Source organism: Herbaspirillum sp. RV1423, from assembly GCF_000577615.1.
In the GTDB taxonomy this organism is placed as follows: Bacteria; Pseudomonadota; Gammaproteobacteria; order Burkholderiales; family Burkholderiaceae_D; genus Herbaspirillum.
The window spans coordinates 277,977-300,564 of record NZ_CBXX010000004.1 but is presented as its reverse complement, the minus strand read 5'-3'; the positions used below and the strand labels follow the sequence as shown (position 1 = coordinate 300,564).

Annotated in this window: 18 protein-coding genes; 12 read left to right on the top strand and 6 right to left on the bottom strand. The window is 59.9% G+C overall.

Annotated features, from left to right (window positions below; all coding sequences use genetic code 11):
- Positions 1-228: 228 nt before the first annotated feature.
- The 3 genes from RV1423_RS06075 to RV1423_RS06065 all read left to right on the top strand — a co-directional run bounded on the left by RV1423_RS06075 (position 229) and on the right by RV1423_RS06065 (position 5,813).
- Positions 229-1,278 carry a glycosyltransferase family 1 protein gene (locus tag RV1423_RS06075; protein WP_034294288.1) on the top strand — a complete coding sequence of 350 codons (1,050 nt, stop codon included), beginning with the start codon at positions 229-231 and terminating at the stop codon, positions 1,276-1,278.
- A gap of 210 nt (positions 1,279-1,488) precedes the next feature.
- Positions 1,489-3,621 (top strand): methyl-accepting chemotaxis protein, encoded by a 2,133-nt coding sequence (locus RV1423_RS06070; RefSeq protein ID WP_081768721.1) that lies wholly within the window; start codon positions 1,489-1,491, stop codon positions 3,619-3,621.
- Positions 3,622-4,076: 455 nt separating this feature from the next.
- Positions 4,077-5,813, top strand: coding sequence for a methyl-accepting chemotaxis protein (locus RV1423_RS06065; RefSeq protein ID WP_034294286.1), 1,737 nt, complete (start codon positions 4,077-4,079; stop codon positions 5,811-5,813).
- Between the two features lie 109 nt (positions 5,814-5,922).
- Here the strand turns inward: RV1423_RS06065 and RV1423_RS06060 are convergent, their stop codons facing one another.
- Positions 5,923-6,381: a histidine phosphatase family protein gene (locus RV1423_RS06060; RefSeq protein WP_034294284.1), complete on the bottom strand. Its 459-nt coding sequence runs from the start codon at positions 6,379-6,381 to the stop codon at positions 5,923-5,925.
- Positions 6,382-6,429: 48 nt separating this feature from the next.
- Positions 6,430-8,541 carry a polyphosphate kinase 1 gene (gene ppk1 / locus RV1423_RS06055; protein WP_034294282.1) on the bottom strand — a complete coding sequence of 704 codons (2,112 nt, stop codon included), beginning with the start codon at positions 8,539-8,541 and terminating at the stop codon, positions 6,430-6,432.
- Positions 8,542-8,916: 375 nt separating this feature from the next.
- Here ppk1 and pstS point away from each other — a divergent pair, with 375 nt between their 5' ends.
- The 7 genes from pstS to phoR all read left to right on the top strand — a co-directional run bounded on the left by pstS (position 8,917) and on the right by phoR (position 15,858).
- Positions 8,917-9,966: a phosphate ABC transporter substrate-binding protein PstS gene (gene pstS, locus RV1423_RS06050; RefSeq protein WP_034294279.1), complete on the top strand. Its 1,050-nt coding sequence runs from the start codon at positions 8,917-8,919 to the stop codon at positions 9,964-9,966.
- Between the two features lie 118 nt (positions 9,967-10,084).
- Positions 10,085-11,101, top strand: coding sequence for a phosphate ABC transporter permease subunit PstC (gene pstC / locus RV1423_RS06045; RefSeq protein WP_034294276.1), 1,017 nt, complete (start codon positions 10,085-10,087; stop codon positions 11,099-11,101).
- 65 nt (positions 11,102-11,166) lie between these two features.
- The gene (gene pstA / locus RV1423_RS06040) at positions 11,167-12,012 is read left to right on the top strand and encodes a phosphate ABC transporter permease PstA (RefSeq protein ID WP_051516527.1); all 846 of its coding nucleotides are present in this window, start codon (positions 11,167-11,169) and stop codon (positions 12,010-12,012) included.
- A 30-nt stretch (positions 12,013-12,042) separates the two neighbouring features.
- Positions 12,043-12,828, top strand: a complete 786-nt coding sequence (gene pstB / locus RV1423_RS06035) for a phosphate ABC transporter ATP-binding protein PstB (protein WP_034294273.1) — start codon at positions 12,043-12,045, stop codon at positions 12,826-12,828.
- Positions 12,829-12,994: 166 nt separating this feature from the next.
- Positions 12,995-13,708, top strand: coding sequence for a phosphate signaling complex protein PhoU (gene phoU / locus RV1423_RS06030; protein WP_034294272.1), 714 nt, complete (start codon positions 12,995-12,997; stop codon positions 13,706-13,708).
- A gap of 44 nt (positions 13,709-13,752) precedes the next feature.
- The gene (locus tag RV1423_RS06025) at positions 13,753-14,430 is read left to right on the top strand and encodes a response regulator (protein WP_034294271.1); all 678 of its coding nucleotides are present in this window, start codon (positions 13,753-13,755) and stop codon (positions 14,428-14,430) included.
- 108 nt (positions 14,431-14,538) lie between these two features.
- Positions 14,539-15,858 (top strand): phosphate regulon sensor histidine kinase PhoR, encoded by a 1,320-nt coding sequence (gene phoR, locus RV1423_RS06020; protein ID WP_034294554.1) that lies wholly within the window; start codon positions 14,539-14,541, stop codon positions 15,856-15,858.
- Between the two features lie 51 nt (positions 15,859-15,909).
- Here the strand turns inward: phoR and RV1423_RS06015 are convergent, their stop codons facing one another.
- Positions 15,910-16,800: an NAD(P)-dependent oxidoreductase gene (locus tag RV1423_RS06015; protein WP_034294270.1), complete on the bottom strand. Its 891-nt coding sequence runs from the start codon at positions 16,798-16,800 to the stop codon at positions 15,910-15,912.
- An 83-nt stretch (positions 16,801-16,883) separates the two neighbouring features.
- Complete coding sequence (locus RV1423_RS06010) at positions 16,884-17,690, bottom strand: transporter substrate-binding domain-containing protein (protein ID WP_034294268.1); 807 nt, start codon at positions 17,688-17,690, stop codon at positions 16,884-16,886.
- A gap of 704 nt (positions 17,691-18,394) precedes the next feature.
- Here RV1423_RS06010 and RV1423_RS06005 point away from each other — a divergent pair.
- A complete protein-coding gene (locus RV1423_RS06005; RefSeq protein ID WP_034294266.1) occupies positions 18,395-20,131 on the top strand; it encodes a methyl-accepting chemotaxis protein in 1,737 nt (578 codons plus the stop codon).
- On the opposite strand, the gene RV1423_RS06000 is transcribed toward RV1423_RS06005, so the two are convergent.
- Positions 20,128-21,006, bottom strand: coding sequence for a LysR family transcriptional regulator (locus RV1423_RS06000; protein ID WP_034294264.1), 879 nt, complete (start codon positions 21,004-21,006; stop codon positions 20,128-20,130). The two genes, RV1423_RS06005 and RV1423_RS06000, sit on opposite strands and share 4 nt — an antisense overlap.
- Positions 21,007-21,098: 92 nt before the next feature.
- Here RV1423_RS06000 and RV1423_RS05995 point away from each other — a divergent pair, with 92 nt between their 5' ends.
- On the top strand, positions 21,099-21,539 hold the full coding sequence (locus RV1423_RS05995) for a multidrug/biocide efflux PACE transporter (RefSeq protein ID WP_034294262.1): 441 nt from the start codon (positions 21,099-21,101) through the stop codon (positions 21,537-21,539).
- Between the two features lie 252 nt (positions 21,540-21,791).
- Here RV1423_RS05995 and RV1423_RS05990 read toward each other — a convergent pair whose 3' ends face one another.
- Entirely contained in the window at positions 21,792-22,544 is a 753-nt protein-coding gene (locus RV1423_RS05990; protein WP_034294259.1) for an SDR family NAD(P)-dependent oxidoreductase, read from the bottom strand.
- Between the last annotated feature and the right edge of the window lie 44 nt (positions 22,545-22,588).

The following is a 22,588-nucleotide window of genomic DNA, read 5'->3' as shown; positions in this document are numbered from 1 at the left end:
GCAAGGCGCGTGGCGTAGCAGGTGGTGGTCCCACCTGCAAGCCAGGCAACGCGGCCAGCGCGCTTTCTGGCGGGAACCCTTCGGGAACGGCTGCAGGCGTCGCCTGCCGTTGTTGCGGCTCCTTGCCGTAGCACCACTACGACGCGTCACCGCGCCTAGGCAGTCAACGCCTGCCGCGCGTTCGCACTCGTAAATCAACTGATGACAGACTCTAGGAGTAGAAGATTTATGCGCATTGCCATCGTAAGCGACGCGGGCGAGCCCCAAGTCAATGGCGTAGTCAACACCCTGCGGGCCACGCAACAGTGCCTGCGCAGTAAAGGACACGATGTACTGATGCTGGCGCCGCGCGATTTCCGCACGTTTGCCTGCCCCACTTACCCCGAAATACGGCTGGCCTACAAGCCGTATGCCAAGATCGCCGCCGCGCTCGATGCATTCAAACCGGATTGCATCCATATTTCCACCGAAGGTCCGATGGGCCTCGCGGCGCGCCGTTACTGCATCAGGAACAAACTCGACTTCACCACGGCCTATCACACGCGCTTCCCGGAATACCTGAGTGCGCGCAAGCTGTTGCCGAAGGCGCTGACCTATCGCCTGATGCGCTGGTTCCACGGACCGTCCAAGGCCATCATGGTGCCTACTCCCAAGATGAAGGAGTCGCTGGAACAGCACGGCTTCCGCAACGTCGCTTTATGGGGCCGCGGCGTCGACACCGAACATTTTCGTCCGGCGACGGAAGATCACGCCTGCATCGTGCGGCCGCTGTTCCTGTATGTCGGCCGCGTCGCCGTGGAAAAGAATATCGAGGCTTTCCTGAAGCTGGACTTGCCGGGCTCCAAATGGGTGATCGGCGACGGTCCGCAGCGCGAAGAGCTGGAGCAGCGTTATCCGCAGGTGCGCTTCCTCGGCGCCAAGGGGCATGACGAACTGCCGGCTTATTACAATTGCGCGGATGTGTTCGTTTTCCCCAGCCGCACCGACACCTTCGGACTGGTGTTGGTCGAAGCCATGGCCTGCGGCGTGCCGGTCGCGGCCTATCCGGTGGAAGGACCGATCGACGTGGTGGCCGACGGCGTCTCGGGCGCCCTGAGCGAAGAACTCGACGTCGCGTGCATGGACGCTCTGCAATTGTCGCGCGACGACGTGCGCGCGCACGCGCTCGGTTATTCATGGGAAGCCGCCACGCAGCAATTCCTGCAACACCTGCATTACGCCCGCAAGCCGCTGCTGGATGGACTGGACGACAGCGCGGCGCTCTCCGATATCCTCTAGCATTTTCAGAACTCATTTCATCAACCTACGCGAGATGCGTTTTTGCCGGGCGTTGTATTCACGCATGCGTGAATGCGGCACTTTGGCGCTGTTTTTTTTCGTTGCCGACAATTGGCTTGCAATCCTGATGTTTCCATGTAAAACATAAGCTTGGAGCAGTTGTTCCGTTCCGCGTCGTCGGTTTGTCATCATGAAAAACAGGGGGGGATGATGCGAAGTCTTTTTGCCCGATTGCAACTGTGGAAAAAGTTTGCCTTGCTGGGACTGATCGGGATGGCGCTCTTTGGCGTCCCGACCGCTTTGTATGTCATCAGCGCGGAGGGCGTCATCGCCCATAAGCAATTGGAAATACGGGGCGTGGTGCCGGCGCGCGCATTATTACGCACCGTGCAACTGATGCAGCAGCATCGCGGCATGTCGGCGGTGATGATTGGCGGCAATGCATCCATTGCCGGACAGCGGCAGGCCAAAGCCCAGGAGCTCGACCAGGCATTCCTTGATCTGCAAGAAAAACTGAAGCGCGCCGGGACGCGCAATCCGCTCATCGAGCGGGGAGTGGCCGAGGGAGTGTCGGCATGGAACGGTTTGCGCGACGGGATTGCGTCGGGGCAAATGGCCGGGCCGCAAAGTTTTGCGAAGCATAGCGACGAGATCGACAGGCTGTTCGAGATCAACGATTTGATACTCGACGATTTCAAGCTCAGCCTGGATCCCGATCTCGACAGCGCCAAGCTGATCATGGGCGGTTTCATCGCGTTTCCGCTGTTGACGGAAGAGCTGGGGAAGATGCGCGCGCGGGGTGCGGCGATGCTCGGCAGGAAGGTCGCCACGCCGGAAGACAAGCTTGCCCTCATTCGTCCCGGCCAGCGTGCGCAGGAGCGGTTGAAACAGGCTGACAGATTGTTCCAGCAAGCCTTCCTGCTCAACGCAACACTCAAGGACAGCTTGGGTGGCACCGTGGAGGATGCGAAGAAACAGGCGGCGGGAGCGATCGCCCTGGCCGATGAAAAAGTGCTCAAGCCGGAGAACCTCGATTTCCCTTCGCAGGACTATTTTTCAAAATTTACCGAAGCGATCGATGCGCAGTTCAAAGTAGTGGATGCGGTGATCGGCAATCTGGCCGATACGCTCGGTAGCCAGACTGCTCACTTGCGCAGGATGGAGATGTGGCTGCTGGGCGGCATTGCTGTACTGGCGTTGTTCGCCGCCTGGGTGGGTACGATGCTCTCGCGTTCGATCACGGTGCCGATGCTGGAGTCGGTCGCCATGGCGCGACGCGTGGCTTCGTGCGATCTGACCTCGCGTGCCGAGGTGGTCGGCAGCGATGAGTCGGCGCAGTTGCTGCATGCGCTTAACGACATGACCGGCAGCCTCGTGCACATTGTCGACGACGTACGCACCAGCATCGATGTGATCCATGTAGCGTCCAAAGAGATCGCGATGGGCAACGCCGACCTGTCGAACCGCACCGAATCGCAGGCCTCCAGCCTGGAAGAAACCGCGAGTTCGATGGAAGAGCTGACATCGACGGTGCGACAGAACGCCGACAACGCGCGCCAAGCCAATTCGCTGGTGACCTCGGCGTCCGAGCTGGCGGTCAAGGGCGGCAAGGTGGTCGGCGATGTGGTGCTCACCATGGGCTCGATCAAGGAAAGTTCGCGCAAGATCGTCGACATCATCGGCGTCATCGACGGCATCGCCTTCCAGACCAACATCCTGGCATTGAACGCAGCGGTGGAAGCGGCGCGCGCCGGCGAACAGGGCCGCGGTTTCGCGGTGGTGGCAAGCGAAGTGCGCAGCCTGGCGCAGCGCAGCGCCTCGGCGGCCAAGGAAATCAAGGAACTGATCAGCGATTCGGTGAGCAAGGTCGACGCCGGCGGCGAGCTGGTGGACGAAGCCGGCGCCACCATGGGCCAGATCGTGACCTCGGTCAAGCACGTGGCCGACATCATGGGCGAGATCACTGCCGCCAGCCAGGAGCAAAGCACAGGCATCGAGGAAGTGAACCGGGCGATTACGCAGATGGATGAGATCACGCAGCAAAATGCCGCGCTGGTCGAACAGGCCGCCGCCGCTGCCGAAAGCCTGCAGGAGCAGGCGGACGTATTGGCGCAGGCGGTCAGCGTGTTCAAGATAGCTGCAGGGGACGAGCGGGGCAGGCCCGGTTTGTCCCTGCGGGAACCGGCCGCTGCCGGCGCCTTGACGCGCATCAAGGCGCCAGCGCCGAAAGCAGTCCGAAAGGCCGTTCCTGCAGCATCGATCGCATCGGCGGGAAAATCGCTTCCCAATGCAGGTCCGAAGTCTGTGGAGGCAGGCGCCTCCAACGACTGGGAAGAGTTCTAGGACTCGCCTTGTATGACAAAAGTCTGCCTGCGCCCGGCAGGCTTTTTTTCGTCTCTGTTTTTCGTTTCTGTTTCCTGCGCGTCTTTCCCATGGCCGCTTACGCAAGATTATGCGAAAACCGTATAGTTGCATGCGCACAAAGCATTAGCCTTGTTTTTGGCGCTTATCTAATATGCGGGCACAGGCAACAACAGGTAAAAAATTGATGGTCGCGCAGACATCTCCATCCCGGCACCGGGATTCCGAGAAACCTGATCGCTTCTTTCTTTGCTATCTATTGTTGCTGTACAACAATAAAAATAAGTGCAGAATACGTACAATCGAAATCATGCCGGCGGGCACGAATCCTGCTGACGAAACAAGGTAGACCGCACATCGGCGACGCCGAAGCCGTTCTGCCCGTATATAGGTCACCTTCAGGGACGGCGGTTTTTTTCAGGGGAAATTCAGTCTTTATGATCTCGAATATCAAAATTGGTGCACGTCTTGCACTGGGATTCTGTCTGGTTCTGCTCTGCGCAGCGGCAATTCTGCTCAACGGCTTGTGGCGCATGAGCGAGATGGGAAGCAGCAGTGAATACATGATCAACCAGAAGGTTGCCAGCATGACATCGGCGATGAGCATGCGCGAGTCCGGCAGCGCGCTGGCGCTGGCTTTGCGCAAGGTCGTGACGCCTACCGACGCAGCCGAAGGCTTGCAGGAAAACCAGCGTCTGGCGAAAATCCTCCAGGCCTATGCCGGCTTCGAAACGCAACTGACCAAACTGACGTCGACCGACAAGGGCAAGTCCTTGCTGACCTCGTCCGCCGCCGAACGCAAAGTCCTGTTCCCCATTGTCGAAAAAATCCGTGAGATGGTCGGCGCCGGCAATTACTTCGATGCCGCGCAATTGCTCAAAAGCGATTTCCTGCCGGCCTACGATAAATGGATGGCAGGCGTCGCCGCGCTCACCGCCTATCAGCAGGAAGACATGTCGACGGCATACGCCGCCTTTCAGAGCAGTTATCACAGCGGCCAGATCAGCATGATCGCGATCGGTTTGTTGACGCTGGCGCTGGGCGCTTTCTTCACCTGGTCGATCACCCGCGCCATTACTTCGCCGTTGCGTCGGGCCGGCCAGATCACCGAAACCATCGCGAGCGGCGACCTGACGCAAACCGTGGAAGAGAAGAGCCACGATGAAGCCGGACAGTTGGTGCATTCGCTCAATGCCATGCAGACCAAGCTGGCGGCAACCGTCAATGAAATCAAGCAAAGCGCCGCCGTCATCGCGGTCGCCTCGCAGGAAATCGCCACCGGCAACGCCGACTTGTCGAACCGCACGGAATCGCAGGCGTCCAGCCTGGAAGAAACCGCCAGCTCGATGGAGCAATTGACCTCGACGGTCAAGCAGAACGCCGAGAACGCGCATCAGGCCAACCAGTTGGTGATGTCGGCTTCCGACTATGCGGTCAAGGGCGGCAAGGTGGTGGGCGACGTGGTGCAGACCATGGGCTCGATCAAGGAAAGCTCGCGCAAGATCGTCGACATCATCGGCGTCATCGACGGCATTGCCTTCCAGACAAATATCCTCGCATTGAACGCGGCGGTCGAAGCGGCACGCGCCGGCGAACAGGGCCGCGGCTTCGCGGTGGTGGCATCCGAAGTGCGCAGCCTGGCGCAGCGCAGCGCCTCGGCGGCCAAGGAAATCAAGACCCTGATCGGCGATTCGGTCAGCAAGGTCGATGCCGGTGGCAAGCTGGTCGATGAAGCCGGCGCGACCATGGGTGAAATCGTGACCTCGGTCAAGCACGTGGCCGACATCATGGGCGAGATCACCGCCGCCAGCAGGGAGCAAAGCGCCGGCATCGCCGAAGTCAACAACGCGATTTCGCAGATCGACGAAATCACGCAGCAGAACGCCGCGTTGGTCGAACAGGCGGCAGCAGCGGCCGAAAGCCTGCAGGAACAGGCCGATTTGCTGGCGCGCGCAGTTGGCGTCTTCAAGATAGACGGCGCTGCGGCGCTCCCTCAGGTTCAGACTCGGACTGTTGAGGCGGCGGCCAGACTGAAGATCGTGAATCCGCCGCTGGAGTTGCCCGCCGAAGCTGCAATGGCGTCGGCCAAACCGGCTGCGCCGCGCAAGAAGGAATTGCCGCCGACGCCGAAACGTCCGGCGGTACAGGACGAAGGCAGTTGGGAAGAGTTCTGATGCCGGTCGCCGTTGCGACGCTATTGCTCATCGACAAAAAGGCTGCTCGTAAAATGAGCAGCCTTTTTTATTTGCTTCGGCTTTCGGCTCGTCGCCGTCCGGAGGCGAATTATTTCGCGATCAGGTCCGGCGCCATCACCGCGCGCAGGTAATTGGTCGTGATGTCGCCGCGCTCGCGCTGGGCGATCCACCAGACGTTGGCTTTGCGGATCGACCATTCCTGCTGCTGGCCGCCGATCAGTTGCGCGGCGACCAGGCCCAGCGTCGGCTGGTGGCCGACGACCAGCACCGGCTCGCGGCTGTCGGGCCAGTTTGCCGCCGCCAGCAACGCTTCCGGGCTCTTGTCGGGAGCCAGGTCGGGATGGATCTTGAACTTGCGGCCAAGGGCTTCGGCCGTCTGCAAGGTGCGCGTCGCCGGGCTGACCAGGATGCGGCAGCTCTCCGGCAGGTTGCGATCGAGCCAATCGGCGATCTTCCAGGCATGCTTGTGGCCTTTGCCCGTGAGGGCGCGTCCTTCGTCAGGTTCGCCGAGTTCCGCTTCTGCGTGACGCCATAAGATCAGTTCCATGGGGGTGCTCGCCTCTGGTTGATGGGGGGGCCGGGCCGTCGCATCATTTCATTCATCGACGAGCGGGGTGGTGATGCCGAGCGTGTTCATCAGATGCGCTTGCGCGCTGAACGCGGCTTGGCGCGTACGTGGTTTTTTGAGTACGTAAACCCCGTCGCAGTTCAGATGCCAGGCGTTGGTGTTGTCTTTCAGATAAGGTTCGAGGCCTTCGCTGATGACGCGCTTTTTTAGTGTCTTGTCCAAAATAGGGAAGGCCACTTCGATGCGGCGGAACAGATTGCGGTTCATCCAGTCGGCGCTCGACAGGTAGACGTCATGCGCCAGGTCGTTGCGGAAATAGTAGATGCGCGAATGTTCCAGGTAGCGGCCGATGACCGAGCGCACGCGGATGTTCTCCGATAGTCCGGCCACGCCCGGACGCAGCGCGCAGGCGCCGCGCACGATCAGGTCGATCTTGACGCCGTCGGCCGAGGCTGCATACAGCGCGCGGATCACTGATTCGTCGAGCAGCGCGTTCATCTTGGCGATGATGCGCGCCGGCCGGCCTTCGCGGGCGATCAGCGCTTCATTGCGGATGGCGCGGATGATTTCCTTCTGCAGCGTGAACGGCGCCAGCCACAAGTGTTGCAGGTTGCGCGGCTTGGTCAGCGTGGTCAGATGGATGAATACCTCGTTGACTTCGGCGGTCAGTTCGCGGTGCGAGGTCAGCAGACCGAAGTCGGTATAGAACTTGGTCGTGGTCGGATGGTAGTTGCCGGTGCCGAGGTGGGCGTAGAAATGCAGGGCGTTATCCTCGCGGCGGATCACCAGCGCGATCTTGGCATGGGTCTTGAGGCCGACCACGCCGTAGACGACCTGGGCGCCGGCTTGTTCCAGCTTGACGGCCCAGTTGATGTTGGCTTCTTCGTCGAAGCGCGCCATCAGTTCCACGATGACGGTCACTTCCTTGCCGCGCTGGGCTGCGTGGATCAGCGCTTCCATCAGGTCGGAATTCATGCCGGTGCGGTAAATCGTTTGCTTGATCGCCACCACATTGGGGTCATGCGCGGCGGTGCGGATGAAATCCACCACCGGCTGGAACGACTGGAAAGGATGGTGCAGCAGCACGTCGCGCTTCTTCAGCACGGCGAAGATGTTCTCGTTTTGCAGGTGCGGCGGCAGCGTCGGCGAGAACGGCGGGAAGCGCAGGGCCGGCTCGGATACCAGATCGACCAGTTCCGACAGGCGCACCAGGTTCACCGGTCCCTTGACGGCATACAGGCGGTTGCGCTCGATCGAGAATTGCTCCAACAGGAACTGGGCAAGGTGTTCCGGGCAATTGCTGGCGACCTCCAGCCGCACGCCGACGCCGAACTGGCGGCTTTGCAATTCCGTCTGCAGGGCCTGGCGCAGGTTCTTGACTTCCTCTTCGTCGACCCACAGGTCACTGTTGCGCGTGACGCGGAACTGCGAATAGGCCGTGATCTCGCGGCCCGTAAATAATTCGGCAATATGCGCATGGATCACCGAGGACAGCAGGCAAAACGACACGCCTTTCTTGTCTGACAGGCCGTCAGGCAGGCGGATCACGCGCGGCAGCACGCGCGGCGCCTTGACGATGGCGATCGCGGTGCCGCGGCCGAAAGCGTCCTTGCCGGACAGTTCGATGATGAAATTCAGGCTTTTGTTGAGCACCTGCGGGAAAGGGTGGGCCGGATCGAGGCCGATCGGCGTCAGCAGCGGCCGCACGTTCTGTTCGAAATACTGCTTGACCCAGGCGCGCTGGGCGTCGTTGCGGTCTTCGTGGCGCAGCAGGTGGATGCCCTTGCCGGCCAGTTGCGGCAGGATTTCCTTGTTCAGCAACTCATACTGGCGCGCCACGATCTGGTGGCATTCGATGCTGGTGCGCTCCAGTGCCGCGCTCAGCTCCGGCGGATCGATGTGTTCGCCTTCGATGCGGTTGGCCAGCAGGCTGGCGATGCGGACTTCAAAGAATTCGTCGAGATTGCTGCTGCAGATGCACAAATAGCGCAACCGCTCGAGCAGAGGAACCAGTTTGTTCTCGGCTTGCGCCAGGACGCGGCGATTAAAAGCCAGTTGAGACAGTTCGCGATTGAGATAAATGGCTGTCGGATTGATTTCTGTGTGAGCGTTGTCGTCAGTTTTTTCTTTTCTGGTCATGCGCCAATCCCATTGGTATTCATAGCTAATTTTTTGCAGTGTAGGGGGGCTGTATGACAAGTTAATGACAAGTCTGGAGCACTCTTGTCATAGAAGCCGGAACCTGCATTCATCGCGATTTTCCCCGTGGAAACTATCGTGTTCCCTTCGATTTTACGCGATGGAACATTACATGGAGAGAATTGTTTTAATGTCAATTTTCTTGTTTTTCCTGTATGACGAGGATGGGTCATAAACTCGTCACATTTGCTGGTTAAAGTTCACCCCGTCCCAGGAACTCATTCCATAAATGGGTCTGTCCGGCCATGCGGGTCAGACGGCAATTTATGAAATGGGTTCTACGACAAACTATCTCGTCAAACAAAGGAGCAAGACATGGGGTTTAATCACATTCTTAAATCTGTTGCGGTCGCAGTGTGCGGCACGGTCGCGTTTTCTGCAGCAGTACACGCGGCAGAAATCACCGGCGCAGGCGCATCGTTCCCGTATCCGATTTATGCCAAGTGGGCGGAATCGTACAAGGCAGCCACCGGCAACAGCCTGAACTACCAGTCCATCGGTTCCGGCGGCGGCATCAAGCAAATCAAGGCCAAGACGGTCGACTTCGGTGCTTCCGATGCTCCCCTGACACCGGCAGAGCTGGATGCTGACGGACTGACCCAGTTCCCGGCAGTGGTCGGCGGCGTGGTGCCAGTCATCAATCTGGAAGGGACAACACCCGGCCAGGTGAAACTGTCCGGTCAGGTGCTGGGCGATATCTACGCCGGCAAGATCACCAAGTGGAATGCTCCTGAAATCGTCGCGCTGAACGCCGGCGTCAAGCTGCCTGCTGAAGACATCACCGTGGTCTACCGTTCCGACGGTTCGGGCACATCGTATGTGTTCACCAGCTATCTGTCGAAGGCCAATGCAGACTTCAAGGCCAAGATCGGTGCAGGCACGGCAGTCAAGTGGCCGGTCGGCGTGGGCGGCAAGGGTAACGAAGGCGTCGCCGCCAACGTGCAAAAGGTCAAGGGCGCAATCGGCTACGTCGAATACGCTTACGTGAAGAAGAACAAGCTGAACTACACCCAACTGAAGAACCGCGAAGGCACATTCGTGTCGCCTGACGACACCGCATTCAAGGCAGCGACTGCTGCTGCCGAATGGGCCAAGACTCCTGGTTTCGCTGTCGACTTCACCGATGCCGCCGGCAAGAATAGCTGGCCGATCAGCAGCGCCACTTTCATCCTGTTGCACAAAGCACAGGCTGGCGATGGCGCCAAGGGCAAGGAAGTCCTGAAGTTCTTCGACTGGGCTTACAAGAACGGCGGCCCGGCTGCTTCCGACCTGGACTATGTGCCTCTGCCGGCATCGGTCACCAAGCTGGTTGAAGATTCCTGGAAAGCCAATCTGAAGGACAGCAGCGGCAAGGCGATCTGGTAATCAGAAATTTGTACAGTAGCGCATTGAATGATGTATAGCGGATTGCGGCGGCGTTCACCATCGCCGCAATCCGCATTGAATGGTGAAAATAATGAGCTCAAACATCTCTGCCACGACCATGTCGAATAGCGATTTAGGCAAGCTTCCCGCAGATAGCGCCAGTCAGCAGGCTCAGCAAGCTCATCAGGAGCTGTTGGCAACGATGCGCAAGCAACGCATTCAAGATTTCCTCTTCCATAAAGTCACGCTGATCTTCGCATTGTCGGTATTGCTGATGCTCGGCGGGATTATTGTTTCCCTTTTCATCGGCGCCTGGCCGGCCTTCCACGAATTTGGCCCCGGCTTCATCACGCGCGTGGAATGGGATCCGGTCAACGACCAATACGGTGCAGCGATCGCCATTGTCGGTACGCTGTCCACTTCGCTGATTGCCCTGCTGATCGCTTTCCCGGTCAGCTTCGGCATTGCATTGTTCCTCACTGAAATCTGCCCAAGCCGTCTGCGTCGCCCGCTCGGCACGGCAGTCGAACTGCTGGCCGGCGTGCCCAGCATCATTTACGGCATGTGGGGTTTGTTCGTGTTCGCGCCGCTGTTCGCCGAATACGGCCAGCCCGCCCTGAAGGCTACCCTTGGCCAGTTGCCGGTCATCGGCGCCCTGTTCCAGGGGCCGACCATGGGCATCGGCATCATGACCGCCGGTCTGATCCTCTCGGTCATGATCATCCCCTTCATCGCTTCCGTGATGCGCGACGTGTTTGAAGTCGTGCCGGCCGTATTGAAGGAATCCGCTTACGGTCTCGGCTGCACGCGTTGGGAAGTGGTGCGCAAGGTGGTGCTGCCTTACACCAAGACCGGCGTGGTCGGCGGCGTCATGCTTGGCCTCGGCCGCGCGCTCGGCGAGACGATGGCGGTCACTTTCGTGATCGGTAATTCGCACCGCCTGTCGTGGTCGCTGTTCGCCGCCGGCAACAGCATCGCTTCCACGCTCGCCAATGAAATCGCCGAAGCCTCGTCGAAACTGCACGTTTCGTCGCTGTTCGCACTCGGCCTGATCCTGTTCGTGATCACCTTCATCGTGCTGTCCGCGGCGAAGATCATGTTGATGGGCATGTCCCGCAAGGAAGGTGCAAAATAATGAATCAACAAGTCAATCAGCCGGCAGCCCAAGCGCCGCACGCCAAGCCGGAAATCAATTCGCCGATGAACCCGGTGTATCGCCGCCGCCTGATGCAACATCGCGTCGGCATGCTGTTCTCTTTCCTGGCAATGACCGCCGGTCTCGTGGTGCTGGCGTGGATTCTGCTGACGCTGGTGATCAAGGGTTTCGGCGCGCTCAACATCGGCATGCTGACGCAGAACACCCCATCGCCCGGCGGCGAGGGCGGCGGTCTGCTCAACCCGATCATCGGCAGCTTGATGATGGTCGGCCTCGGCACGCTGATCAGTACGCCGATCGGCATCCTGGCCGGCATCTACCTGGCCGAGTACGGCGAAGAAAGCAAGCTGGCGCAGACTACCCGGTTCGTTACCGACATCATGCTGTCGGCGCCGTCGATCGTCATCGGTCTGTTCGTGTATGCGATCTATGTCGCCAACGTCGGCCATTTCTCCGGTTGGGCGGGCACTTTCGCCATTTCGCTGATCGCGATCCCGGTGGTGGTGCGCACCACCGACAATATGCTGAAGCTGGTGCCGAGCAGCCTGCGCGAAGCGGCGTTCTCGCTCGGCGCGCCGCGCTGGAAAGTCGCGATGATGGTGCGCCTGCGCGCCGTCAAGGCTGGCGTCGTGACCGGTGTGCTGCTGGCGGTGGCGCGTATCTCCGGTGAAACGGCGCCGCTGCTGTTCACCGCATTGAACAACCAGTTCTTCAGCACCAACATGAACCAGCCGATCGCCAACCTGCCGGTGGTGATCAACCAGTTCGCCATGAGTCCTTACGACAACTGGGTCGCGCTTGCATGGGGCGGCGCCTTGCTGATCACGTTCAGCGTCCTTGCATTGAACATCCTGTCCCGAACCATGTTTAGCCAAAAAGTCCCCGGTTAATAGATAAGCGAATCCAGATAAGTGAACACTATGACTACTCAGACCTCCGCAGCCGCAGACAAGAAATCGACCATCGAAATTTCGCAACTGAATTTCTACTACGGCGGCTTTCATGGCTTGAAGAACATCAACCTGAACATCTATGAAGGCAAGGTCACCGCTTTCATCGGTCCGTCGGGCTGCGGCAAATCGACGCTGCTGCGTACCTTCAACCGCATGTACGACCTGTATCCCGGCCAACGCGCCGAAGGCAAGATCATGTATGCCGGCAAGAACATCCTCGAACCGGGGCAGGACCTGAACATGCTGCGCGCCAAGGTCGGCATGGTGTTCCAGAAGCCGACGCCGTTTCCGATGTCGGTCTACGACAACATCGCCTTCGGTATCCGCCTGTATGAAAACCTGCCCAAGGGCGAAATGGACGAGCGCGTCGAATGGGCGCTCAACAAGGCCGCGCTGTGGGGCGAAGTCAAGGACAAGCTGAACAAGAGCGGCCTGTCGCTGTCCGGCGGTCAACAGCAGCGCCTCTGCATCGCGCGCGGCGTCGCCGTCAAGCCGGAAGTGCTGCTGCTGGACGAGCCGACCTCGGCGCTGGATCCGATTTCGACCGCCAAGGTGGAAGAACTGATCGGCGAGCTCAAGAACGACTACACCATCGCCATCGTGACGCACAACATGCAGCAAGCGGCGCGCTGCTCGGATTACACCGCCTATATGTATTTGGGCGAGCTGGTCGAGTTCGGCGAGACCGACCAGATTTTCATGAATCCGGCGCGCAAGGAAACCCAAGACTACATCACTGGCCGCTTCGGCTGATGGGGCACGGCATAAGCTGCTGCGCGCACCGATCTCCGAGTGGCGATGCTCGCCGTACTCCTGTACGGCTGCGCTTCTCACTCAGACCTCGGCGCTGCTCGCTACGCTTCTGCCGTACCCTTTGAGGTCAGTTGTTGTTTATAACTTTTATTTTTAAGGACGTGACATGACAGGCGATCACTCTTCCAAGCAATACGATGCCGATCTGGAGACCATCCGTTCCAAGGTGCTGGCCATGGGCGGCATGGTGGAGCGGCAATTCCAGGATGCAATATCGTCTTTCCGCAACGGCAATCTCGAACTGGCCGCGCGCGTGATGAAAGACGACGAGGCGGTCAATCGCCTTGAGGTCGAACTCGACGACGCCTGCAGCCAACTGATCGTGCGTCGCCAGCCGACGGCCAACGATCTGCGCACCGTGATGGCGACCATCAAGATTATCACCGACCTGGAACGCGTCGGCGACGAGGCGACCAAGATCGCGCGCAATGCGATCCACCTGTACAAGCGCGGCAGCATCGGTCCGATCAATCACTATGAAACCGTGCGCGTCATCGCCGACGAAGCGTCGGAAATGCTGCGCAGCGCGCTGGATTCCTTCGCGCGTCTGGACACCGAGCAGGCCACCGCGCTGATCGCGCAGGATGCCAGCATCGATCATGGTTTCCGCGCGATCACACGCAGCCTGGCGACCTTCATGATGGAAGATCCGCGCACGATCTCGGTGTCGATCGACACGCTGTGGGTGGCCAAGGCCATCGAGCGCATCGGCGACCACGCCAAGAACATTGGCGAGTACGTGATCTATGTCGTCGGCGGCAAGGATATCCGCCACACCGATTTCGGCGCGGCCAAGATGCTCGACTCCGACGAAGAGTGACGTCGGCGTTTTTTTGAACAACCTATGTCCCACTGCGCTACTCCATGACTACCATCCTGATCGTTGAAGACGAACCTTCGATTGCCGAGCTGATTGCTTTCACGCTCAAGGAGGCGGGCTGGTCCAGTTTCGTGGTGTCGAACACGGCGGCGGCATGGGAGTTCGTGCAGCGCCGCGCACCGCAACTGGTGCTGCTGGACTGGATGCTGCCGGATCGCAGCGGCCTGCACCTGCTGTCGCGCATTCGCGGCGACCGCCAGTTGCAGCAGTTGTCGGTGATCATGTTGACCGCCAAGAGCATGGAAGAGGACAAGATCGCCGGCCTCGACAACGGTGCCGACGATTACATCACCAAACCGTTCTCGCCGCGTGAACTGACGGCGCGCATCAAGGCGCTGCTGCGCCGCAAGAGTCCCGAATTCGCGCAGGAAGAGATGGCGGTCGGCCCGGTGACGCTGGACCCGGCCAGTTGTTCGGTGGCGCTCAACGGCGACAAGATCGAGATCGGTCACGCCGAATACAAGCTTCTGAAATTCTTCATGGCGCATCCCGACCGGGTGTTTTCGCGCAGCCAGTTGCTTGACCGGGTATGGGGCGACCATGTCGTGATCGAGGAACGCACCGTCGACGTCCACGTATTGCGCCTGCGCAAGGCCCTGCGCGATGCCGAACACCTGATCAAGACGGTGCGCAGCGTCGGCTACATGCTGTCGGCAAAATAACAAAAAACACACACGCCGGCCCTGAGAGACACAGGGAATCCAGAAAGACCTCTATACTGGATGCCTGGTCGCCGCGACGACAATCCAGTCCTGAATAATGAGTTTTACATGAGTCCACAGTTGTTGTTTTGGGTTCCGGCCGCCTTGCGTTTTCTGATATGCCTGGCTGGCGTCGGCGTCATCTGGTTTTTCTTCGGCGCGACAGCCGGTTTGGTCGTCGCCCTGATCAGCATGGGTGCGCTGGCGTTTACCCAGTTGCATTACCTGTTCCGCCTGGGCAGTTGGCTCGACAACCCGACCCATTCCAAGCTGCCGGACGGCTGGGGCGCCTGGACCGACATTTTTGCGCGCCTGTATCGCATGCGCCGCGACGATGAAAAGAACCAGATCGAGCTGGCCGAGTGGCTGGCGCGCTTCCGCCAGGCCATGAGCCTGCTGCCGGACGGCGTCGTGATCATGGACGACGTGCTGTTCCTCGAGTGGTGCAATCCTGCTGCGCAGCGGCACCTGGGTTTGCAACTGGAGCGCGACAAGGGCATGCGCGTGACCAACCTGATCCGCAATCCGGCATTCATCGATTACATCATCCTGGGCCGTTACGAACAGCCGCTGACGCTGAGCGTGCAGGAACGCAAATTGATCGTGCAGATCATCCCTTTTGAAAATCGCCGCCAGATTCTCGTCACACATGATGCGACCGAATCGGAACGCATCGACATGATGCGCCGCGACTTCATTGCCAATGCTTCGCATGAACTGCGCACGCCGCTGACCGTCATCAACGGCTTCCTCGAAATCGCGCTGGCCCAGCCTAACCTCGATCCGGAAGTCCGCACCGCGCATCTCAAGCTGATGACCGAACAGGGCCAGCGCATGCAGAACCTGATCGGCGACATGTTGACGCTGACGCGGCTGGAGTCCGTCGACTACCCATTGCGCGCCGAGCGCGTGCATATCGAGCCGCTGCTGGAAGGCATCCTCGAAGAAGCGCGCGCGCTGTCGGCAGGAAAGCATGAGATTGCGCTGCATGTCGACGGTCCCGACCTGAAAGGCAGCGTCGATGAATTGCGCAGCGCCTTCAGTAATCTGGTCTCCAACGCCGTGCGCTACACGCCGGCAGGCGGCGCCATCGTGCTGCGCTGGGAACGCAAGCCCGGCGGCGGTGCACAGTTCGTCGTCAAGGACACCGGCATCGGCATCAGCCAGGAACACATCTCGCGCCTGACCGAGCGCTTCTACCGCGTCGACAAGAGCCGTTCGCGCGAAACCCAGGGCACCGGCCTGGGCCTGGCCATCGTGCGCCACGTCCTGCTGCGCCACCGCGCCACGTTGGGCGTGGAATCGATACCGGACAAAGGCAGCACCTTCACGGTCTGTTTTCCGGCAAGTCTGCTGATCGAAGAATTCGTTCCTGTGGAAAGCCACTGACCGGACCGGAGTGCATGAGATATGCGGTCCGGCCCGTCGCGGCCGATCGCGCTATTTCCCCGACGCTGCCTGCCGCTCCTTGTGCGCCTTGACCATCGCGCCCAGCATCTGGTCGCCGTAACCTTCTTTGACCGATTGTTGCAAGGTGGCGGCGACGTGCGGGCCGATCATGGACGCGTTGGCGAACTGCGCGGTCATGTTGTTGTAATAGCCGAGATCCTTGCTGGCGTTGCCGACGCTGAACTTCATGCCGTCGTCGCGGCCTTCGAGGATGCCGTTGCCGATCATCTGGAAGATGCCGCTGTTGGCGCCGCCCTTGCTGATCACTTCAAAAAACTTGCGCTGATCGACGCCGACGGCGTCGCACATCGCCAATGCTTCCGTGGTCAATGTAGCGATGCCTATGGCCAGGAAATTGTTCAGCAGTTTCAGTTTTTGGGCGCTGGTGGTGCTGCCGATGTGAAAGATGTTTTCGCAGAATGCTTCGAGGACGGGCTTGACCCTGGCGAAGGTGGCGTCGTCGGCGCCGACCATGGTATTGAGCTTGCCTTGCATGGCTTCGACCGGCGTGCGCGCCAGCGGCGCATCGACGAAGCCGACGCCCTTGGCGGCCAGTTGTGCGGCAATGCGCGCGCTCGACATCGGCTCGCTGGTGGAGCAATCGATCACGATCTGGCCGCTGCTGCAGTGTTCGAGGATGCCGCCGGCGCGGAACATCAGGTCTTCGACCTGCGGCGAACCGGTGACGCACAGGATGATGGCGTCGACGGCGGCGATCAGGTCTTGCAGGCTGTTCGCTTCGCGCGCGCCTTCGGCTACCAGTTCTTCCACCGGCTTGCGATTGCGGTTGCCCATGACGGTGACGTTGAAGCCCTTGACGACGAGGTTGTGCGCCATGCCCTGGCCCATCATGCCGACGCCTATGAATCCGATATTTTTCATGACTGGTGAAATGCTTTCCTGAAAAGTTGAAAATGCCGGCACGGCTGCTTGCCGTGCCGACGCGAGCCGATCTGTTGCCGGGGTTACTTCGGCATGTACTGGGAGATATCCGGCAGCGGCGCGCCGGCGGCTGCTTCATACGATTTGGCGAGGTTGCCGTTCTTCATGTTGGCGACGACCCAGTTGTTGATCCAGGCCAGCAGTTCGGTATCTTCCTTGCGCACGCCGATGCCATGCGGCACCACCTTGACGGCGAATTTTGTTTCGATGAAGCGGCCCGGATTCTTGCGCGCGGTGGTCGTCACCAGTTCTCTGGCCGTCCCGATGGCGTCAACCTGGCCCGACAGCAGCGCGGCGGCATTGGTCGAATCGTCGTCGTAGCGCACCAGCGTCGTGCCCTTGGGGACGATCGGCGTCAGCAGCGTGTCCTGCAGGTTGCCGCGCACCACCCCGACGCGTTTGCCGGCCAGATCGGCCAGGCTCTTGATCGGCGCTGTGCGTTCGGCGGCGACCACCGATTCCGAGGCGCTGTACGGCACGCTGAACGAGATCACCTTGGCGCGTTCCGGCGTGATGCTGAACGAGGCGATGACGATATCTGCCTTGTTGGTCAGCAGGAAAGGGACGCGGTTGGGGCCGGTGACCTGGATGATTTCCATCTCGACGCCGAGGTCCTTGGCCAGCATTTTGGCCGCGCTGACATCCGAACCGTAGGGCTGGAGCTTGGCGTCGGTCATGCCGAATGGCGGCGACCCGAGGTCGATGGCGACGACGATTTTCTTGCGCTGACGGATGTCGCTGAGCGTGTCGGCGCTGACGGATTGGGCCAGGCAGACGAGGCCGAAGACAGCCGCGGCAGCGTATTTGACGGTGGTTTTGATGACTTTCATGCTATCTCCTGTAGTAAGAATTGTTGTTGTTTCACTGCTTGAAAAAACATCTTCTGCGGATACGGAAATGCGCTTGCGTCAGGGAAAAAATGCAGCCGGGTCGCGCGATATTGCCTGCATTGATCGTTTTCATTGCCGAAGGCGCAATGGCGCCGTCAGCGATGGAACATCGATGTCGCATGAAAGATACTGGTGTTGTCTCCGCCATGGGCGTGGCATTCGTGAGATCGATCGCCCGCCGGCTTTTATGATTCTTGATTCTGTCCCGGGACCCTTACTGCATCGGGGCCTCATGTGGAAAGCGACAGTACGCCGCGCCTATGGCACTGTCCAATGAAACTAATTCATCGCGTGATAACCGACGGCGCCAGCGGCGAGATGTTTGTCTGGCGTTGCGTCATTGGCGTTCAGGGAGCCTTCAGAGCGGATTGATTTCGACGCATCTTGACGCGCATTTCGGGGCGAATCTGCTTCATTGTTGTATATGCCTGACAACATTGCCTGTTTGAGTAGTGCACAAGTCAATTCATGAAGTGGACATGTTTCGATGTTATGAATGCAGTTCGGCTTCTTTCTAGGTAGAAATACTTATATCTCCAATGAGGCCTTATTGCCCACAATACGGGCGGTTCCGGATGTTATGCATACATTTTCGCGCGCCCTGATGGCGACTCCGGAATCGACATTCACAGAAGGATAAAAACATGAATTTCTTTGCCAACCTGAACATCAGCAAACGTCTCAATCTGGGCTTTGCGATCATTCTGTTTTCTGCGATCGGCGTCATCGCCCTGAGCATCTGGCGTCTGCATATAGTGGCGGAAACCACGCAGGATATGATGCAGAAGCCGCTCGCGAAAGAACGCCTGGTGTCGGATTGGTATCGCACCATCCACACCAGCGTGCGCCGCACGACTGCGATCGCCAAGAGCGCCGATCCCAGCCTGAGCGCGTTCTTTGCGGACGACGCCGCGACTGCGACCAAGCTTTCCAACGAACAGCAAAAGGCGCTGGAAGGCTTGCTTAGCAGCGACAAGGAAAAAACGCTGTTCTCGCAATTGACGGTAGTGCGCAAGAGCTACATTGCCGCGCGCGACGCCATCTCCAAGGCCAAGGCTGATGGCCAGGTGGAAGAAGCCAACCGCATCCTGGAGAAAGACTTTCCTGCGGCGGCCAAAGGATATCTCGATCTGTTGCAGCAATTGCTCGACCTGCAGCGTTCCAGCATCGATGAAATCGCTGCCAGTATTCACGATCTGTATACGCAAAGCCGCAACTTGCTGGTCGCCTTCGGCGTGCTGTTGTTCGTCGCGGGCTGGCTATTTGCGTGGCGTCTCGCGCTGAGTATTACGCGTCCGCTGAATCAGGCCGTCGATATTGCGGAGACGGTGGCTGCTGGCGACCTGACCTCGCGCATCGACACCCGCCGCAAGGATGAAACCGGGAAGTTGCTGCTGGCATTGAAGACCATGAACGACAATCTGCTGCGCATCGTCGGCCAGGTGCGTAGCGGCACCGACACCATCGCCACCGCCTCGGCCGAAATCGCCACCGGCAATCTCGACCTGTCCTCGCGCACGGAACAGCAAGCCGGTTCGCTGGAAGAAACCGCTTCCGCCATGGAAGAGCTGACCTCGACCGTCAGGCAGAACGCCGACAACGCGCGCCAGGCGAATCAACTGGCGGTCTCGGCCTCCGAGGTCGCGATCCAGGGCGGCGCCGTGGTCGGCCAGGTAGTCGATACCATGGGCGCCATCAACGCGTCGTCGAAGAAGATCGTCGACATCATCAGCGTGATCGACGGCATCGCTTTCCAGACCAACATCCTGGCGCTGAATGCCGCCGTCGAAGCCGCGCGCGCCGGCGAGCAGGGCAGGGGCTTCGCCGTGGTGGCGTCGGAAGTGCGCAGTCTGGCGCAACGTTCTGCCTCGGCGGCAAAGGAGATCAAGGGATTGATCGACGACTCGGTAGAGAAGGTGGGCTCGGGCAGCAAGCTGGTCCAAGAGGCGGGGCAGACCATGACCGAAGTGGTGGCCAGCGTGAAGCGCGTGACCGATATCGTCGGCGAAATCAGTTCGGCCAGCCAGGAACAAAGCGAAGGCATCGAGCAGGTCAACCAGGCCATTGCACAGATGGACGAGACCACGCAGCAGAACGCGGCGCTGGTCGAGCAGGCCGCAGCGGCAGCGCAATCCTTGCAGGATCAGGCGGCAACATTGACGGAGGTGGTCGGCATCTTCAAGCTCGATCATGCCGCGACCGGCACATCGGTTGCCCGCGTCGCGCCGAAAGCGGCGAGCGCGCCGCGTCCGCTGGTTGCCGTGGCGATGCCTGCCTCTCCGGCGCCGACTCCGGTAAAACCGGTTGCGCCCAGCCCGGCCCCGTCCAGGATGCCGCGTATTCCGGCGTCAACTTCGGACGACGACTGGGAACAGTTTTAAGAAGTCCCTTGGCACGGCGGCGACAGAAAAGTGTTGCATAGCCAGGTCCCGGCCTGACCCAGTCCCCGCTCGCGCGACCAGATCACATGCACCTGGATGTTGCGCGGCCAGCCGTGCACCCGCAACTCCTTCAGGTCAGCCGCGCCGAAACGCTTGACGATCCAGCGCGGCAGCTCGGCCCAGCCGAATCCCAGTTCGGTCATTTCCAGCAAGATCAGATAACTCGATGCCGACCAGTGAAAACCCTGGCGCGGCGGCCTGGCTTCGTCGCGATAGGTGTTCAGGCGCAGCTCGCGCGCTTCGCGCAGCATGTCGCCGTTGACGTGCACAGCTTGCGCCAGCGGATGCGCGGTGCTGACATAGAGGCCGATTTCCGACTGGTCGGCAATCGTCTCGAAGCCAATGTCGGGCGGATAAGAGGTCTGCGCCGCCACCAGCGCCAGTTGCACGCGGCCAGACTGAACCAAGTCGACGGCATCTTCGTCCTCGGCGATCAGGCATTCCAGTCGAAGGTCGGGATAGCGTTGTTCGAGTTGCGCCAGGCTCTTTTCAAACACATCGGACTGGTAGGTGTCGGACAGCGCAAAACTGAGCTGTGCTTCGAGGCCGCCCGCCAGCCGTTGCGCGGCGCGGCTTAGCCGGTCGTTGGCGTCGAGCATTTGCCGCGCGTGGGCGAGCAGGGCATGGCCGTGTTCGGTCAGCGTCGGTTTGCGCGTGCTGCGGTCGAACAGCGTGAGGCCGAGATCGATTTCCAGGTTGGCGATGGCTTCGCTGACGGTCGACTGCTGCTTGCCGAGCTTGCGCGCAGCGGCCGAGAAAGAGCCGAGACTGGCCGCTTCGATGAACATCAGCAGAGCGTCGATAGAATGGAGCATGGATTTTGTTTAATCGGTTTTTCCGATGATTAATGATTTTATCCTATCAGGTTGAATGGGGATAATGGCCCGGTCTTTTGATGGAGGCCCCCATGACCATTGAGAAATCCCTGTACGAGCGTTTTTTGCATGCCGTCCTGTTCGAACTGGTGGCGCTGTTGCTGTGCGCGCCGGTCATGTCCTGGTTTCTGGGCGTGTCGTTCACGCATGCCGGTTTGCTGACGCTGATGATTTCGCTGGTGGCGATGGCGTGGAACGTGATCTTCAACAGCATCTTCGATCGCCTGGAGCGCCGTAGGAAAGACCCGGCCGCGCTGCGCAGTTTTGCCGTGCGCGTTGTGCATTCGATCCTGTTCGAGGCCGGCCTGATCCTGGCGGTGGTGCCGCTGGCGGCATGGTGGCTGGGCATCGGCCTGGTGGAAGCGTTTGTGCTCGACATCGGGCTGGTGCTGTTTTTTCTGCCTTACACGCTGGCGTTCAACTGGTGCTACGACAAGGTGCGCGCCGGCATGCTCAAGCGCGCCGCCTGTTAAGCGGCCGAGCAGGCGATGAGAAAAGCCGTCCTCGGGGGCATGCCGTTCGGATAAGCGTAAAAAGCCCCTTGCCGCATTGTCGGTGCATCGCAACCGTCGTCCTGACAGAAAGTCAGGACCCAGCGTCGTAACGGACGTCTTGAGGACACTGAGTCCCAGCGTGCGCCGGGACGAAGGAGAGGGAAACAGGCTTAACCGGATGGCATGACACCCGAGGGCGGCCTTTCATTGCCAACGAATGTCTTGGCCGGATCAGTATGTCGCACGGCCGCCGGACAGGTCGAAGACCGAGCCGGTGGTGAACGAGTTTTCTTCCGACACGAGCCAGGACACCATGGCGGCGATTTCTTCCACCTTGACGAAACGACCGCGCGGGATTTTCGACAGCATGTAATCGATGTGCGCCTGGGTGCATTGCTCCAGGATGCGGGTTTGCGCCGCCGCCGGCGTGATGGCGTTGACGGCGATATTCTTGGTGGCGGTTTCCTTGCCCAGGCTCTTGGTCAATGCGATCAGGCCGGCTTTGGCGGCGCTGTAGGCGGAAGCGGTCGGATTGCCTTCCTTGCCGGCGATCGAAGCGATGTTGACGATACGGCCGTAGTTCTGCGCGATCATGCGTTGCACGACGACCTGGTTGACGTAGAACGCGCCGTTGAGGTCGATGTCGATGACGCGGCGCCATTCTTCCGGCGAGTATTCGGCCACGAGCGCATTTTGCCCGGCGATGCCGGCACTGTGCACCAGCACGTCGATCGATTGCGTGACTTTTTCCGTGGCTTCGATGGCGCGTTGCACTGCGGCCTGGTCGCCGATATCGACGGCGACGGTTTCGACATGTCCAAACGATTCCAGTTTGCCGCGTGCTTCCTGCAGCAGCTTTTCATCCATGTCCCACAACACAACTTTAGCCTTGCCTTGCAGCAGGCGTTCGGCGATGGCAAAGCCGATGCCCTGGGCGCCGCCGGTAATGATCGCGCTGCGACCTTGAAAATCGTAGTGATTCATGCTGACTCCGTTTTTTGTACTCTGAGGTAATTTATTGAGTCTGC

Bases quoted from the DNA above. Each gene is read 5' to 3' on its own strand.
- RV1423_RS06075 (WP_034294288.1), top strand. From the start codon at position 229: ATGCGCATTGCCATCGTAAGCGACGCGGGCGAGCCCCAAGTCAATGGC.
- RV1423_RS06070 (WP_081768721.1), top strand. From the start codon at position 1,489: ATGCGAAGTCTTTTTGCCCGATTGCAACTGTGGAAAAAGTTTGCCTTG.
- RV1423_RS06065 (WP_034294286.1), top strand. From the start codon at position 4,077: ATGATCTCGAATATCAAAATTGGTGCACGTCTTGCACTGGGATTCTGT.
- RV1423_RS06060 (WP_034294284.1), bottom strand. From the start codon at position 6,381: ATGGAACTGATCTTATGGCGTCACGCAGAAGCGGAACTCGGCGAACCT.
- ppk1 (WP_034294282.1), bottom strand. From the start codon at position 8,541: ATGACCAGAAAAGAAAAAACTGACGACAACGCTCACACAGAAATCAAT.
- pstS (WP_034294279.1), top strand. From the start codon at position 8,917: ATGGGGTTTAATCACATTCTTAAATCTGTTGCGGTCGCAGTGTGCGGC.
- pstC (WP_034294276.1), top strand. From the start codon at position 10,085: ATGTCGAATAGCGATTTAGGCAAGCTTCCCGCAGATAGCGCCAGTCAG.
- pstA (WP_051516527.1), top strand. From the start codon at position 11,167: ATGAACCCGGTGTATCGCCGCCGCCTGATGCAACATCGCGTCGGCATG.
- pstB (WP_034294273.1), top strand. From the start codon at position 12,043: ATGACTACTCAGACCTCCGCAGCCGCAGACAAGAAATCGACCATCGAA.
- phoU (WP_034294272.1), top strand. From the start codon at position 12,995: ATGACAGGCGATCACTCTTCCAAGCAATACGATGCCGATCTGGAGACC.
- RV1423_RS06025 (WP_034294271.1), top strand. From the start codon at position 13,753: ATGACTACCATCCTGATCGTTGAAGACGAACCTTCGATTGCCGAGCTG.
- phoR (WP_034294554.1), top strand. From the start codon at position 14,539: ATGAGTCCACAGTTGTTGTTTTGGGTTCCGGCCGCCTTGCGTTTTCTG.
- RV1423_RS06015 (WP_034294270.1), bottom strand. From the start codon at position 16,800: ATGAAAAATATCGGATTCATAGGCGTCGGCATGATGGGCCAGGGCATG.
- RV1423_RS06010 (WP_034294268.1), bottom strand. From the start codon at position 17,690: ATGAAAGTCATCAAAACCACCGTCAAATACGCTGCCGCGGCTGTCTTC.
- RV1423_RS06005 (WP_034294266.1), top strand. From the start codon at position 18,395: ATGAATTTCTTTGCCAACCTGAACATCAGCAAACGTCTCAATCTGGGC.
- RV1423_RS06000 (WP_034294264.1), bottom strand. From the start codon at position 21,006: ATGCTCCATTCTATCGACGCTCTGCTGATGTTCATCGAAGCGGCCAGT.
- RV1423_RS05995 (WP_034294262.1), top strand. From the start codon at position 21,099: ATGACCATTGAGAAATCCCTGTACGAGCGTTTTTTGCATGCCGTCCTG.
- RV1423_RS05990 (WP_034294259.1), bottom strand. From the start codon at position 22,544: ATGAATCACTACGATTTTCAAGGTCGCAGCGCGATCATTACCGGCGGC.